Origin of the sequence: Actimicrobium sp. CCI2.3, assembly GCF_035019065.1 — a bacterium.
In the GTDB taxonomy this organism is placed as follows: Bacteria; Pseudomonadota; Gammaproteobacteria; order Burkholderiales; family Burkholderiaceae_D; genus Actimicrobium.
In genome coordinates, this window is the sequence record NZ_JASJWR010000001.1 from 169,463 (window position 1) to 184,714 (window position 15,252).

Consider the following 15,252-nt stretch of genomic DNA (forward strand, 5'->3'; position numbering starts at 1 on the left):
TCCAGGACCTGAACGCTGCCCCATGAAATTTACCGTACGTACCCTCGCGGCGGACCTGTCGATTACCGAATTGACGGTCGATGGTCGCAATGAAGCCGATGCCCGCCATCAAGTCGAACTTCGCGGCCTGTTTGTCAGCGCCATCGGACCGCAGCGCGGTGCCGCTGGCAAGCGCGGCAACGCGTTGTCGCTGGTGCTGTTCAGCCAGGAATTGCTGGCCTTGTTGCAGGCTGGATTAGGCATCGTCGAAGCACTCGAAGCCTTGCTTGAAAAAGAATCCAGCCCGGCGACGCGCGACGTCCTCGGCCGGCTGCTCGGTGGCCTGCGTGAAGGCCGGCGTTTTTCAGCCGTGCTGGCCGATCAGCCCGACCTTTTTTCGCCGCTCTACATTGGCATTGTTCAGGCGGCCGAAGGGACCAGCGACTTGCCGCGCTCGCTGGAACGGTTTATCGATTACCAGCAGCGTATCGACAAGGTGCGCGAAAAAATTGTCAGTGCCGCCATCTATCCGATGATCTTGCTGCTCGTCGGCGGCGGCGTCAGTGCGTTCCTGATCGGCTACGTGGTGCCGCGTTTTGCCGAGGTCTATCAGGGAGCCGGTCGCAACTTGCCGTGGATGTCACAGCAATTGCTGTACTGGGGCCAGTTCGCTACCCAGCACACGATGCTGTTGCTGGCGCTGGCGCTGGCAGTGGGCGTGCCACTGGTGCTGGCGCTGCGGCGCATGATGGCCGATGGTGGTGTCGTGCGTTTGCTGGTGCGCTTGCCCGGTGTGGGCGAACGGGTACGGATTTTTGAATTGTCGCGGTTGTACCTGACGCTGGGCATGCTCAGCGAAGGTGGTATTACGCTGGTGCAAGCGATCGCCACCGTGCAGGGCATGGTCTCGCCGGGTGTGCGCAGTGCGTTGCAGGCGGCGCGTGCAAGTATCGAAGCCGGCTTGCCGATGTCAGTCGCCTTCGAGGCCAACGGTCTGACCACGCCGATCTCGCTACGCATGTTGCGGGTTGGCGAACGTACCGGCGACATGGGGCCGATGCTGACGCAGTCGGCAGCGTTTTACGATGGCGAAATCAGCCGCTGGATCGAACGCTTCACACGGACCTTCGAGCCGCTGCTGATGGCCGGCATCGGGCTGATCGTCGGTGCCATCGTGGTCATGTTGTACATGCCGATTTTTGATCTGGCCGGAGACATGTCATGAACCAGCCATTGGCTGCGGCAGCGATGCTGCCGGTACTCGACCATGCCATGCTCGTCCGCGCGCGTGCGCAGTGCCGCGTATCGCAGCGCGCACTGGTTGAAGAATTGTCTGCGCAGAGCGGGCTGGAACCACGGCTGGTCGTACAGGCGCTGGCGCAACCGTTCGGACTCGCCGTCATGGAAACGGCCGACATGCTGGCGCTGACAGCCGCCTTTGATTTGCTGCCGCTGGGTCAGGCGCAGGGACGTCACTGCGTGTTGCTGCGCGAATCCAGCGGCGAGGTGATCGGCGTGATCGATGATCCATTCGATCTGGACCTGCAAACCTTGCTTGGCGTGCGCGCAGGTGCGGGTGCTGGCAGGGCGTTGCCAGTGCGACTGGCGCTGCGGGCCGATATTCAAGCGTATTTGTCACGGCAGGAAGAATCGGTCCGTGCGACCGACAGCTTGCTGCCGGGTGCTGCCGAGTCGCGCCGCGAGGGCAAGACTACGGCGGTGCTGTCGTTTGCTTCGGTGTCCGAAGGGGCCAGTCCGGCAGTGCGGCTGGTTAATTCGACGCTCTACGATGCACTCAAGGCCGGGGCGTCCGATATCCATCTCGAAAGTACCGCCGGAGGACTGGCTGTCAAATACCGGGTCGATGGCGTTCTTGATCATGCGACGTCGGTCAATGGCATCGAGGTCGCCGAACAAGTCATTTCGCGCCTGAAGGTGCTGGCCGAACTCGATATTGCCGAGCGCCGCGTGCCGCAGGATGGCAGTTTTCGGGTTGAGGCTGGCGGGCGCGACATCGATTTGCGGGTGTCCATCATGCCCAGCATCCATGGTGAAGACGCAGTGATTCGTATCCTCGACAAGCGCGCGATGATCGAAGCCTACGGTGCGCTGACACTCGAAGCGCTCGGGTTTGACGCCGCCTCGCTGGTTTCGCTGCGTATGCTGGCGCAGGAAGCGTACGGCATGTTGCTGGTGACGGGGCCAACCGGTTCCGGCAAGACCACGACCTTGTATGCCGCGCTCACCGAGATCAATAACGGTCGCGAAAAAATCATCACGATCGAAGACCCGGTCGAGTATCAGTTGCCCGGCATCTTGCAGATTCCGGTGAATGAAAAAAAGGGCCTGACCTTTGCAAAGGGCTTGCGCTCCATCCTGCGCCATGACCCCGACAAAATCATGGTCGGTGAAATCCGCGACCGCGAGACAGCCGAAATCGCAGTGCAGTCCGCATTGACCGGTCACCTCGTGCTGACCACCGTGCATGCCAACAATGTGTTCGATGTCTTTGGCCGCTTCACGCACATGGGGATCGATCCGTATGCGTTTGTTTCGGCGCTCAACGGTATCTGGGCGCAGCGGCTGGTGCGCACTAATTGTCCGCATTGCTCGGTACCGCATGTTCCGGGCGAGCAGGAATTGGCTTCCGTCGGCCTGACCCGGGCCGAGACAGTGGACTACGATTTTCGCCAGGGTAAGGGCTGCGGCGATTGTCGCGGTACCGGTTACAAGGGACGACGCTCGATTGCCGAAATCCTGACCCTCAATGACGAGATCCGCGAACTGATTGTCGACAAGCGACCGATCCGCCAGATCAAGGCAGCGGCCTACCAGAACGGCACACGTAGCTTGCGTCTGGCTGCGCTTGATCTGGTGCGTGTTGGCGCGACCACGCTCACTGAAATCAAACGGGTGACTTTGCATGCTTGAGCTATTGAACCCGCCGCTGCGACTGGGAATTAGCGGCACCGCGGTGAGCCTGTTGCGACTGCATCGCTGGAACGGTGCGCCCGGGAGAGTGCTCGCCGAACAGTCGATTGCGCCATCGGAAGACGGCAGCTTCGCCGCGCTTGCCAGTGCGCTGGAAACGCTGTTTGCCAGCACCCGTTGTCAGGGTGCTTCGCTGCAGGTGGTGATCGCTGACGATCTGGCCCGCTTCTGGCAAGTCACGCCACCGCCACAAGCGCTGCGTCTGAGTGATCTTGATGCGGCGATCGCCGTACGGTTTCACGCACTGTATGGCGAGTCGCTGGCCGGCTGGACCATGCAGGCAGATCGCGCTATCCACGCGCCATTTTTGGCGGTAGCGATGCCGCAGACCATGCTCGATGTTGTCCAGCGCAGTGCGAAGGCACACAAGTTGGCCATTGTTGGCAACGCGCCGCAGTTCATTCACTGCTGGAACCGGTGGTGCAAACATCTTGCATCCGGGGCCTGGTTTGGCGTCGTTCATGGCACCTTGCTGACGCTTGGCGTCGTTGACGGGGCACGTCTGTGCGCATTACGTACGCTGAGTTTGCCGACCAATGGTGAAGCGGATTGGCTGGCTGTCAGCCTCGCACGCGAGGCACTGTTGCTGGGACTGGCAGCACCGACGCGGTTGCAAGTCTGCGGTGCGCTGCCGACTGCCTTGCTCGGCACCGGACCAGTTCGTTGCGAGATCCTCGACGGTGCAGGCCGGCAGGGTCAGACACATTCGCTGGCTGGTTGGCTGGCGTTATCGGGAGCACGCTGGTGAACCGGTTATCGATCGATTTTGCGCCACCGACTGCGCGGCGTTTGCTACAACAGCCTTGGGCGTTGGCCGGCATCCTCATCGGCCTGGTCCTTTGTCTGGCGGCACTGCTGGCGGCCAATCGTCTTTCGCAAGTGCGTCAGCAGCAGGCCGGACAGGTCGCATTGGAGCAGCAGCGCGCGCGCCGTTCGGCCGCAACCGTCAAGGCCGCCCCGGTGATCGTGATCCCGGCAGCGCAGGCTGCCGCCGTCAACCGGGCTGTCCTGCAACTCAATGTGCCATGGCAGGTTTTGAGAGACGCCATTGCCAACGCCACGCCCGATACGGTGGCGCTGTTGACGCTGGAGCCGGATGCCGACAAGCATGTGCTGCGGATCACGGCGGAGGCCCGTACCAGTGAGGTCATGCTCGGCTACGTGCGACAACTCGACCGCCAGGCCATTTTGCGCGGAGCGACGCTGATGCGCCATGAGATCAACGAACAAGATCCCAATAATCCGATCCGATTTCAGATCGACGCAATGTGGGGAACACCATGAACGGGTCGTTAGTAGTGACGCTGATGCGGCTGTTGCTGCGCGCACGCTTGCGCCTGATGCGCTGGGGTGTCGCAATCTGCGCAGCGAGTCTGTTGTGCCTGGGCGGTGCCGTGTTCTGGCTCTGGTTACTGCCGCAAGAACGTGCGGCGACAGTACCACTGGCGATGTCAACGCAGGTTGTCTTGCCGACGGGCGTTGCATCTCAAGTCGCATCGCAGGTCACAGCCAGCGATAACCTAGCGCGATTCTATGAGGCGTTGGGCGCGCAGGATCAGGTTGGAGAACAGGTCCGCATCTTGTTTGCGCTGGCAGCGCAAGCGGGCCTGCAATTACGTCAGAGCGAATACAAAGTGGCTTACGATCCGATTGGTCGGGTGGCGAGTTACCAGATTCTTTTGCCGTTGAAGGGTGCCTATCCGGCAATCTGGCAATTCAGTCTGGCCGCATTGCGTGCCATTCCGTTCGCCTCGCTCGATGAGATCAATTTCAAGCGGGACCAGATCGCCGATGCCGAACCAGAAGCACGGGTACGGCTGACGCTATACCTGTTACCGACGACGCCTGGAGGCCATCCATGACACCACGCCATTTGCTGATGACAGCTGCGCTCTTGATGGCAGGTGCACTGCTGGCCTTTGGCGATCGCACACCTTCAAGCAACGTCGCGGAAGCGGTCGCGCGCACCCCGGTCGCGGTGACGAAACCGGCTGCATCCGGCACTACGGCCACCGCAACGGGACCGCTGATCGTGGCATTGCAACCGCGTGGCGCTCTGCTGGTGGCCGATGTGCAAGCCGGCTCCAGCGCGGAAACTGGCTTGTTTGCGCACACCGACTGGACGCCGTTGCCGGTTGCGCCGGCAGCAGTCAAGCCGCTGCCTGCAGAACCGCCGCCAATGCCATTGACCTATATCGGCAAAGCGGTCAGTGACGGCGTTCTCGAGGTATTTCTCGCTAGCGCCGACAAAACTTACGTCGTAACGGCAAAGAGCGTCATTGATGGCGTGTACCGCGTCGAATCGATTGCGCCACCGCTGCTATCGCTCACCTACCTGCCAATGAACCGGCTTCAACAGATTCAAATCGGAGTACTCGACTAATGTCTCGCCAAATACGGTTGTTCCCGACGATTCAACGCGCCCTCGGCCTTGCCATGCTGGCGTTTCTTCTGGGTGGCTGTGCGGCCCAGCAAGCCTATCAGGACGGCCGCGATCTGGTGGCACAGAACAAGCTTGACGCTGGCTTGGCCAAGTTCCAGGAGGCGATGGTGCACGAACCCGACAACCCGCAATACCGTGCGGCTTTTCTGCAATCGCGCGAACGCATCATTACGCGCTTGCTTGTACAGTCCGAACGCGAGGCAGCGGGGAATCAGCGCGACCTCGCTCGCGCGAGCTTGCAACGGGTGCTGGCCCAGGATGGAAAAAACGAGCGCGCCTTGACTGGCTTGCGCCGGCTCGAGATGGACGAACGGCATGACAAGCTCATGGCTGCCGCGACCGCCAGCATCGAGAACAAACAGTTCGACGCGGCAAAACGCACGCTGGCGACAATCCTGAGCGAGCGTCCCGATCAGGAAGAAGCGCGCAACCTGTCGCGCATGCTGGCGGAAAAAACCGCCCAGCCGGCTGCTGAAACAGTGCTGGATGTCGCGTTCAAAAAAGCGATTTCGATCGAGTTCCAGGATGCCTCGCTCAGGCAGGTCTTTGCCGTGATTGCCCTGCGCTCGGGCTTGAATTTCGTCTTTGACAAGGACGTCAAAAGCGATGCCAAGACATCGATCTTTCTCAAGAACAGTACGGTCGAATCGGCCATCTATCTGCTGCTGACGACTAACCAGCTGGAGCAGCGCGTCATGGATGGCAACACCATCCTGATTTATCCGAACGGTCCGGCCAAGACGAAGGAATATCAGGAGCTCATCGTCAAGACCTTTTTCGTCGCGAACGCCGATGTGAAGGCGCTGGCCAATACGCTCAAGACCATCCTCAAGACAAAGGATGTCGTAGCCGATGAAAAGCTCAACTTGCTGATCGTGCGCGACACACCGGAAGCGATCCGCCTGGCCGAACGGCTGGTCATACTGCAGGATGTGCCGGAGCCGGAAGTCATGCTGGAAGTCGAGATTCTGGAAATCAAGCGCAGTCGCCTGCTCGAGCTGGGTGTCGCCTGGCCGGCCAATGTCAGCCTGACGCCTCTGTCGCTTGGCGGTGGCAGCGCACTCACTCTGGCTGACCTGCAGAAAGTCAGCAAGAATTCGGTCGCCGTGACTGGTGTGGTCGGAACCATCAGTGCCAACAAGACCGATGGGGATACCAAGATTCTGGCAAACCCGCGCATCCGTGTGCGCAACAAGGAAAAAGCCAGGATCGTCATCGGCGACAAGGTGCCGGTTATCTCCACCACGATTTCACCGGGAGCGGGCGGCTTCGCTTCCGAGTCCGTCAGCTATATCGATGTGGGTCTGACCCTCAATGCCGAGCCGACCATCTACCTTAACAATGAAGTGGCGATCCGGGTCTCGCTGGAAGTCAGTAATCTGGTCAGCCAGATACAAACCAAGTCAGGTACCACCGCTTACCAGATCGGCACGCGTCAGGCCAGTACCTTGCTGCAGTTGAAGGATGGAGAGAATCAGGTGCTGGCCGGATTGATCAACAACGAGGACCGCAGCGTTGGTGTCAAGGTGCCGGGCCTGGGTGATATCCCGATTCTGGGTCGTCTGTTTGGCAGCACGCAGGACAATGCGCAGAAGACGGAAATTGTGCTGTCGATCACGCCGCATCTGATACGCAATATTCAACGTCCGGAAGCAAGCGACTCCGAGTTTTCAGCCGGCACCGATGGCAGCTTTCGTCGTGCACCGGTCAGTGCCGGGTCGGTAGCCACCGCGACGGTGACTGTCATGACCCCGCTCAATGGCGAGGCAAAAGCAGTGACGCCTGCCGCACCGGAAAGCGCCGGACAATGAAACGCGGGGTGGGTCACTTCAGCCGCGGTTTCACGCTCATCGAACTGATGGTGACGCTGACCGTGCTGGGACTGCTCGGTACGCTGGCGGCACCGGTCGTGCAAGTAGTCGTGCAGCGCCGACAGGAGCAGCAATTGCGCCAAGCCTTGCATGAAGTGCGGCAGGCAATCGACACGTATAAGCATGCTTATGACGAGGGACGGATTGCCAAAGCAGTACCGGGAAATGGCTATCCTGCCACGCTGGAAGTGCTGGTCGAAGGGGTGCCGGATCAGCGCAATCCGAAGCGCGCCAAACTATATTTCTTGCGCCGGATACCACGTGATCCGTTCAATGGCGACAGCACGTTACCGGCCGCCAAAACCTGGGTGTTACGCAGTTATGCCAGCGACGCCGCCGATCCGCGTGAGGGTGACGATGTATATGACATCGCATCGCGCTCCCAGCGCATCGGCCTGAACGATGCACCGTACCGGTCATGGTGAACGTCATGCGTACTCATCGGTTGCAGCAGCGTGGCTTCACGTTGATCGAGTTGCTGGTCGTACTGGGCATTATTTCGCTGATGCTGACGCTGGCCGTGCCGCGTTTTTTTCCGAGCATCGACAAGACACGGGAAGTCATTTTGGCAGACAACTTGCGCACGACGCGCGCGACCATCGATCAGTACTACGGCGACACCGGGCGCTACCCGGATACCCTCGATGAGCTCGTGGAGAAAAAATATTTGCGTGCTGTGCCGATCGATCCGCTGGCCGAATCCGATGGCTGGATCATCGTCGCCCCGGACGATACAACCAAGGGCAAGATGTACAGCATTCGCAGCAGCGCACCCGGTCTCGATCGCAATGGCAAACCTTATGCGGAATGGTAGATCGCGCGCGGCCGGTTTCGCGTATGTCGGCTTGATGGTTCTGATCGCTCTGCTCGGATTAGTGGCGGCGGTTGGCATCCGGACGGGTGCCGCATTGCAGCGCACGCAGCTCGAACAAGCGTTGCTTAACACCGGCGCGCAGTTTAGTGATGCCCTCAAGAGTTACGCTGATGCGACGCTACCGGGACAGCCGGAGCAACCTGAATCGTTACAGGAATTATTGCTTGACCCGCGCTTTCCGGTGGTGCGCCGTCATTTGCGAAAAATCCCGGTCGATCCGTTGACAGGCGGCACCGCGTGGGGCATCAGTTTTCTGTCCGGCAAGTCAGGAGTGGTCGGTGTCTACAGCCTGTCCGACGCCAGGCCCGTCAAGCTGGCCAACTTCGATGAACGCTTTCAGGCGTTCGAGGACAAGAAGATTTTTCGTGACTGGTTGTTCGGTCCCGATCAGGCCAGCATTGCGCCTGTCGAAGCGCCGGACCCCTTGCTCAAGCGCGTCATCACACGCACGCTGACCAATCCGATGAGTCTGGTTGGTACGCCCGCCGAACCGGTCGCGCGATCATTGCCGCCGGAAATTATCAATGGTGATGGCCGTCGTCTTGTCAGTCCGCAGGACTTGCAATAAACACTATCAAATGGACATTTTGTCATGGCGATGTCAGGTTGCATAGATAACATTTAGCAACTTTGTCACTGATCAATTAAGACCAGTCATATAGGTAGAAATTGCCGAAGGAAAACGACAATGCCGTTAAAGTTTTTATTGAGATTGCCTTCTTTTCTGTCCGGTTTATCGATGGTGATGACGCTATTGGTGGTGACGTTGCCAGTGTGTGCACAAGAGGCCACCGATGTCGATTCAGTCAACGCAATGACGGGCCTGCAGGCACCTGAAGCGGTGACGGCAGATGGTGTCGGTGGTTTGGTAGTCAACGCTACGACGACCGGTCTCGGGCAAGAGTTTTTCCGCAACTTCAATGAATTCTGGCGTGAGAAATCGGAAGGTGAAAAATTTACCCTGACGATCGCCGAGCGTGCTTCGCGGCGCACAGGCAATCAGATCACGGTGCTTTTCGGCCAAAAGGTAATGTATTCCGGATTTTTACCTTACAAGCTCAACCTGATCAGGGCCTTCACCGAGCAGGCGGTCGAAACGGTGTACGGCAATCTGATTTCGCTGGATATGTTTGCCAATTCGGCGGCCGATTCTGATCTGGCACCGGATGAACTGTAAGTGCTTGACGGGTACGGGAGCAGGTATTTCCCGTGACCACTATAAAACCCAATGTTGATAACAATGATCTCCTTAAAAAAATTGCTCCGCTTCTCGCTGGTCGTTCCTGTTGCGCTCTTGTCTTGTGCTGGCGCGGGTGCAACCGAATTGGTTTATACGCCAGTCAATCCGTCATTTGGCGGTAATCCGAACAATGCACCCGGTTTGCTGGCTGCGGCGCAAGCTCAAAATGGTTTCAAGGCTCCAACGAACTCGCCTCTGCAAAATTTCAACAATACTCTGCAGAGCGCGATCTTGAATCGATTGTCTACCGATGCGGTCAATACGCTATTTGGACGAAGTAATCCACTGACTCCCGGAACTTATGACACGGCCAGTTACACGATCAATATTGCCGATACGGGGGGCGGTAACCTGACCATCCAGACTACCGATAAAAGTAGTGGTGCCACGGCGATTTTCACCGTTAGTTCGGGAGCGCTGGCGCAATGATGAGTTCTGGTCTGATATCTCGCGCCCGTCGTTGCTGCCTGCCGCTGCTGTTGGTGACGCTGCTGGTGGCCGGTTGTTCCGTGATTCCGCCGTCGAATGTGAGATCCAACGCGCGCCTGACGCCGTCGTCAAACATCACGCGCGACCTGATGCAACTGCCGCCGCCAAAAACCAAGATTGCGGTCGCCGTGTATGGTTTTAGGGACCAGACCGGCCAGTTCAAACCCTCGCCGGACAGTTCTTATTCCACGTCCGTGACGCAGGGAGCGGCATCAATGCTGGTCAAGGCCTTGAAGGATTCAGGCTGGTATGTGCCGGTCGAACGGGAAGGTTTGCAGAACTTGCTGACAGAGCGCAAGATCGTGCGCGCCATCGAATCGCCTGCCGACAAAGGCAAGGCATTGATCAATTTGCCGAACCTGATGCCGGCCAGCATGATCATCGAGGGTGGTGTCATCGCCTATGAATCGAATGTACGCACCGGTGGCAAGGGAGCCAGTTATCTCGGCATCGGCACCAGTACGCAGTATCACGTCGATCAGGTAACAGTGATCTTGCGCGCCATCGACATCCGCGACGGCCAGGTACTCGATGCGGTATCAGTCACCAAGACAATCTATTCCTACCAGTTCTCGGCCAGTCTGTACAAGTTCACGTCGTACCAGCGTTTGCTGCAAGGCGAAACTGGTTATACGACCAACGAACCGGCACAACTGGCGGTGCGCGAAGCAATCGAATCCGCAGTGATTCACATGACCGTACAGGGCGTGCGCGACCGCTTTTTTGAGCTCAGGGATGAAGAAGATTTGTACTCTCCGGTCGTCCAGGCCTATCTGGCCGAAAGCCTGAGCAACGTCAGCGAGGACGCCAATGCCGACGAGCCGGTCATACAACGCCGTTCACTGATGGCTGATGATCTGGTCGCTCCCGTGCAACCGCTGCTGCCGGTATCACCCGCCAAAGCGGCGGCAAAAACGCGGGCGCCGGCAGCGCAGCGCGCGCCGGTCAGTAATGTGTCTGCCGCACCAGCATCGGCACCCGCACCGCTTCCGCCAGCGCAAGGCGTTCAGCCAAAATCGGCAACGGCAACGGCAACGGCGACGACACAGGGCGCGCCGGTCACAAAAATTGACAACATCGAAGCACCTGCACGTGAAACGGTGGCACCGGCATCGACGTCACCGGCCGGGCCTGCAGGCTTGGCCGAAAGTATTTTTCTTCAATATTGGCGACGTTGATCGCCCTCGACATGGCATTGGAAAACACGATGAGCCTTAATCGCATTGCTACTTCTTCCGTTCTTTTTGCCGCGCTGCTGGCAGGTGCTGTGGCGCCTTCCGCAGCGGGAGACTTGTCGAGCATCTCGGACTTCGGTAATGCTTCGACGCACGGCAACGAAGCAACCATCACGCAGATTGGAAACAGTAATCTGGCAACCATCGATCAGGTGATGGATATTTTCGGCGGTGCCGGTAACGTTGCCGTAATCGATCAGTCTGGCGCCAACGGCAATAGTGCGGCAGTGATGCAGCTGGGCACCTTGAACCGTGCAACCATCAATCAGGCTAATTCAGATTACAACATCGCCAGCGTCACACAAACCGGCAGTAACAACACGACGGACTTGACTCAATTGGGCGGCCGTAACAGCTTCTCCTCGTCACAGGATGGCAGTGGTAACACGATAACTTTCGTTCAAAACGGCGGAAACACGGCAACCGTGAGTGAAGTTGGCAACAATAATTCGGTCAACTGGTCCCAGCCCGCCCAGCCCGCGGGTAGCGGTTTTAAAATTGGATTAGCTCTGACCGGCAACATGTCAGTGGGGGTCCGATAGCCGCGTCGCCTTTTTAAACCCGTTATTCCCCTCCTGAATTGCCAGAAGACTCTTGACTGACTGACCACGCTAGCCAGCGCGATGCTCGACACGCTGTGCGGATGGGTCGCGCGTGATCTTCTACGTCGTTATTTGTAAATGGTTCCATAAGTACTTAACAAGCAACAAGAAGTCTGTGTCCTTGGTGTTGGTGAAAACAGCCGCGCTGTGTGCGCATCCAGTGCCAGGTTCCGTGAAGCCTGGCGAAGTCAACTTTATGAAATCTAATCATGAGCGCAGTTATTTTGGTCGTTGAAGATGAGCCATCCATCCAGGAGCTCATCGCTGTCACATTGAGTTGCGCGGGCTACAAGGTCATGCGTGCCGGCGATGCTGAGTCGGCACGCATGCAGATGGTCGACATCCAGCCTGATATGGTGGTGTGCGACTGGATGATGCCAGGGCAATCCGGCATCACGCTCATCAAGCAATTGCGCGGTAGTGCGCAGTCGAGCAATATCCCGATCATCATGGTCACGGCCCGTTCCGGGGACCAGGATGCAGTGCTTGCACTGGAGAGCGGCGCCGATGATTTCATCACCAAGCCATTCAGTCCGCGACAGCTGATTGCACGGATCTACGCCTTGTTGCGTCGTCGTTCGCCGCATCTGACCACGGATACCGTGCGTCACGGTGAATTGCAGCTTGATCCGACGACCCGTCGGGTCACTGCCGGTGGCCGCGTGGCCGAACTCAGTCCGACAGAGTTTCGCTTGTTGCATTTTTTTATGGTGCAGCCGGGGCGCGTTTATAGCCGCGCGCAGTTGCTCGATGGTGTCTGGAACATGAATACCTTCCTCGAAGAGCGCACTGTTGACGCCCACGTCGGTCGATTACGTAACGCCCTGGAAGGTATCGACGAGCAGGATCGTATCGAGACGGTTCGCGGCCTCGGATATCGATTTGCTGTTCAGTCCGTATCGAAACCTGTCGCCGTCGGGACCGAATCGTGAAGTTCATTGCCATCCTCAGCAAAATTGAAGAGGAATACCTGATTCGCGTCAGCGAGGCGGCAGTCTACGTTCGTAATCTGCGACAGTTCTATTTGTGGGCGCAGGGCCAGTTGCAGGGGCTGTTGCCACATCAGGCAATGGTGTGCATTCATCTTGGTGACCAGGATGAAGTCGTCTACGTCGAATGTTTCGACGGTACGGTGCGCGAGAACGGTTTCATGGCAAAGGTCTGCGATGCAGAGACCGGGCTTGCAATACGGTTGGCGCGCCACTGCCGGTCTGCAAGTGACTCGCCTTGTGTTATCGGTGCTGACACCCACGCTCCCGGCCATCCGCTCGCAGCGTTGCAGGCGGAGCTGGACCACAACGGACTGGGCAATGCGCTGGTGCACGGCACCGAACGCTTGCGCGGTGGTTCCGCCTATTTCGTGCTGTTCACGATGCCGCAAGTCCCTAGCGCCTTGCATGTGTTCTTTTTTGAATTGCTGTTGCCCCATCTGTATCTGGCTTTTCAGCGCGTCATGGCGTCGGGCGCAGGGCAGGTCGTCACACAGGGCAGCGACCATACACTGACCGCACGTGAGCTGGAAATCCTGTCGTGGGTCATCAAAGGCAAAAGTAATGCCGAGATCGGTGACATCGTCTACCTCAGCCACCTGACCGTCAAAAACCATCTGCAAAACATCTATCGCAAGCTCGGCGTACATAACCGTGTCCAGGCGATCGCTCGCTGCTACTCGCTACAACTGCTCAGTCCGAAAACCTAGATTGGGGAGAATCGGCTGAGCCGAACGGATCAGTCAGATTGACCTGATCGCACTAGGATTCTTGATTGTCTTGTCGGCAATGTTGTCAATTTGAATGCTTATAGTAGCAACGTTGGAAATGACGCTGCATGGTTCCATTTGGGCTTCGATACCACTGGCTCAGGGTGCAGTCAGCGTCATTTGCAATCACTTTTTTGCGGCCTCCGGGTTATACCCGGTGCTGCTCGCGGCACGCCCGGGGCCATCGGGCGTGGTTGTGGAAGTACTTATTTGACTGACAGACAACTTTAACTTTTATTACTGGAAAATCATGAAAATCAAACTTGTTGCAGCCGCCGTACTGGCTCTGTGTTCATCGGCTTCGTTCGCCGCGACTGCGGTTACTTGCGTCACCACCGACGCTCTGAGCATGGTCAACACCTGCGCTCCGGAAGCCACCCTGTACATCGCTGGTTCATCCGCTTTGGGCGGCGCATTGAGCACCGTCGTCGTCGCTGATTTGTTCACCACAGCAACAAAGCCGATCATCAAGATCGTTGACAACGGTAGCGCAAACGGCAACCTGGCTGGTTCAGCTACGGCATTGAAAGCAGTTTCAGCCTGGTACGGTATCTCCAAAGCTGACGGCAAGCGTTTGTTTGTGGTGTACAACAAGCAAAATGGTTCGGCTGCTGGCGTTTCGCAGTTGTTGTCGACCATCAAGGACACCACGATTCCTGAGCAAGACATCGTCACCGTCGGTATCGGTTCAACCGGCACCAAGGGCGCTGTTGGTACATGTACCGCAGACGCAGCCAGCACGACCGCTGTTCCAGTTCTGAACTGCACCACCCACGCTCGCGTTCAGGCCGACATGGCTTTGTCAGACGTCGCCCCGTCAGAGTTGTTCGCGCTGGAAGGTGTCAAGCCTGCCGTGCTGTCGACACTCACCACGACCCCGATCGCCATGCAGGGTTTTGGTATCGCTGTTAATGCCAAGCTGTACGCTGAACTGCAAAGATTGCAAGGTACGACTGGTCGTCCATCGATCAACCGCGCAACGTATGCCAGCCTGATTTCGAAAGAAGGTTCAGTCAAGTCAGCTGCCGCTTTCCTTGGTACCTCCGACACAACCAAGCTGGTTCTGGCACGTCGCGATGACCTGTCCGGTACCCAGGCTGCATCGAATCTGTTCTTTGCAAACAACTCATGCGGTATCAATCACGATGCTAAAGGTAAGTTGATCGCTGGTGTTGCTGGCGGTGCGTTGTCAATCCTCGACAACAAGACTTTGCCAACAGCGATTCTGGAAGTACAAGCCAATGCTACCGGCGGCGGCGTGACCACAGCTTTGGCAAACACCACGGACTATGTCATCGGCGCGATCTCGCTGACCACGGCTGAGCCTGCTACTGGCTGGAAGTTTGTGGCTATCGACGGTGCATCGCCGTTGGCTACCGATGCCAAGCAACGTGACGCATTCCGTACCGGCGCATACGGCTGGTCGGTGCAATCGTTCGCAGCAACTCCTTTGCGCGCCAAAATGAAAGATGCCGTCAAGCTGGCATTGACCGATGTAGTCACGATCGGACTGAAAGATTCGACCTTGCATAACCTGATCGGTATCGCTTACCAGGACGGCGGTGTATCTGCTCAGCAATCCCAGGTCACGCGTACAAACGGCAACAACTGTTCGCCACTGATCTCGCTGAACAAGTAATTGAAACCCTGCCGGATCTTCGGATCCGGTACTGGGAAATGAAGCGGTCACCTTTTTTACGGGTGACCGTTTTTTGCTGTTTCAGGTTTCCGAGCAACTTTTAGTACCGAATTCTTACGCGCCGGTACGC

General features: G+C 57.9%; 17 protein-coding genes. All 17 read left to right on the top strand.

From position 1 onward, the window contains the following. Nucleotides 1-22 precede the first annotated feature (22 nt). The 17 genes from QN370_RS00700 to QN370_RS00780 all read left to right on the top strand — a co-directional run bounded on the left by QN370_RS00700 (nt 23) and on the right by QN370_RS00780 (nt 15,122). Nucleotides 23-1,204, top strand: a complete 1,182-nt coding sequence (locus QN370_RS00700) for a type II secretion system F family protein (RefSeq protein ID WP_322127461.1) — start codon at nt 23-25, stop codon at nt 1,202-1,204. Continuing rightward, nucleotides 1,201-2,910 (top strand): GspE/PulE family protein, encoded by a 1,710-nt coding sequence (locus tag QN370_RS00705; protein WP_322127460.1) that lies wholly within the window; start codon nt 1,201-1,203, stop codon nt 2,908-2,910. The genes QN370_RS00700 and QN370_RS00705 overlap by 4 nt, the downstream gene beginning before the upstream one ends. Further along, nucleotides 2,903-3,718: a hypothetical protein gene (locus QN370_RS00710; RefSeq protein ID WP_322127459.1), complete on the top strand. Its 816-nt coding sequence runs from the start codon at nt 2,903-2,905 to the stop codon at nt 3,716-3,718. The genes QN370_RS00705 and QN370_RS00710 overlap by 8 nt, the downstream gene beginning before the upstream one ends. Then, nucleotides 3,715-4,254, top strand: a complete 540-nt coding sequence (locus tag QN370_RS00715) for a PilN domain-containing protein (protein ID WP_322127458.1) — start codon at nt 3,715-3,717, stop codon at nt 4,252-4,254. The genes QN370_RS00710 and QN370_RS00715 overlap by 4 nt, the downstream gene beginning before the upstream one ends. After that, nucleotides 4,251-4,832, top strand: coding sequence for a hypothetical protein (locus QN370_RS00720; protein ID WP_322127457.1), 582 nt, complete (start codon nt 4,251-4,253; stop codon nt 4,830-4,832). Before QN370_RS00715 ends, QN370_RS00720 begins: the two co-directional genes overlap by 4 nt. Beyond that, entirely contained in the window at nt 4,829-5,353 is a 525-nt protein-coding gene (locus QN370_RS00725; RefSeq protein ID WP_322127456.1) for a hypothetical protein, read from the top strand. Before QN370_RS00720 ends, QN370_RS00725 begins: the two co-directional genes overlap by 4 nt. Then, complete coding sequence (locus QN370_RS00730; RefSeq protein WP_322127455.1) at nt 5,353-7,224, top strand: secretin N-terminal domain-containing protein; 1,872 nt, start codon at nt 5,353-5,355, stop codon at nt 7,222-7,224. Before QN370_RS00725 ends, QN370_RS00730 begins: the two co-directional genes overlap by 1 nt. Continuing rightward, entirely contained in the window at nt 7,221-7,709 is a 489-nt protein-coding gene (locus QN370_RS00735; protein ID WP_322127454.1) for a prepilin-type N-terminal cleavage/methylation domain-containing protein, read from the top strand. The genes QN370_RS00730 and QN370_RS00735 overlap by 4 nt, the downstream gene beginning before the upstream one ends. Before the next feature lie 5 nt (nt 7,710-7,714). Then, nucleotides 7,715-8,098, top strand: a complete 384-nt coding sequence (locus QN370_RS00740; RefSeq protein ID WP_322127453.1) for a type II secretion system protein — start codon at nt 7,715-7,717, stop codon at nt 8,096-8,098. Then, the gene (locus QN370_RS00745; protein WP_322127452.1) at nt 8,085-8,726 is read left to right on the top strand and encodes a type II secretion system protein; all 642 of its coding nucleotides are present in this window, start codon (nt 8,085-8,087) and stop codon (nt 8,724-8,726) included. The genes QN370_RS00740 and QN370_RS00745 overlap by 14 nt, the downstream gene beginning before the upstream one ends. A gap of 120 nt (nt 8,727-8,846) precedes the next feature. Next, nucleotides 8,847-9,335: a CsgE family curli-type amyloid fiber assembly protein gene (locus QN370_RS00750; RefSeq protein ID WP_322127451.1), complete on the top strand. Its 489-nt coding sequence runs from the start codon at nt 8,847-8,849 to the stop codon at nt 9,333-9,335. Between the two features lie 63 nt (nt 9,336-9,398). Continuing rightward, on the top strand, nt 9,399-9,827 hold the full coding sequence (locus tag QN370_RS00755) for a curli assembly protein CsgF (RefSeq protein WP_322127450.1): 429 nt from the start codon (nt 9,399-9,401) through the stop codon (nt 9,825-9,827). Further along, on the top strand, nt 9,824-11,065 hold the full coding sequence (locus QN370_RS00760) for a CsgG/HfaB family protein (protein ID WP_322127449.1): 1,242 nt from the start codon (nt 9,824-9,826) through the stop codon (nt 11,063-11,065). The genes QN370_RS00755 and QN370_RS00760 overlap by 4 nt, the downstream gene beginning before the upstream one ends. Further along, entirely contained in the window at nt 11,062-11,664 is a 603-nt protein-coding gene (locus QN370_RS00765; protein ID WP_322127448.1) for a hypothetical protein, read from the top strand. Before QN370_RS00760 ends, QN370_RS00765 begins: the two co-directional genes overlap by 4 nt. A 269-nt stretch (nt 11,665-11,933) precedes the next feature. Further along, the gene (gene phoB / locus QN370_RS00770; protein WP_322127447.1) at nt 11,934-12,656 is read left to right on the top strand and encodes a phosphate regulon transcriptional regulator PhoB; all 723 of its coding nucleotides are present in this window, start codon (nt 11,934-11,936) and stop codon (nt 12,654-12,656) included. Continuing rightward, nucleotides 12,653-13,423, top strand: a complete 771-nt coding sequence (gene epsA / locus QN370_RS00775; protein ID WP_322127446.1) for an XrtB/PEP-CTERM-associated transcriptional regulator EpsA — start codon at nt 12,653-12,655, stop codon at nt 13,421-13,423. Before phoB ends, epsA begins: the two co-directional genes overlap by 4 nt. Before the next feature lie 310 nt (nt 13,424-13,733). Next, nucleotides 13,734-15,122 (top strand): hypothetical protein, encoded by a 1,389-nt coding sequence (locus tag QN370_RS00780; RefSeq protein WP_322127445.1) that lies wholly within the window; start codon nt 13,734-13,736, stop codon nt 15,120-15,122. Nucleotides 15,123-15,252: the final 130 nt, after the last annotated feature.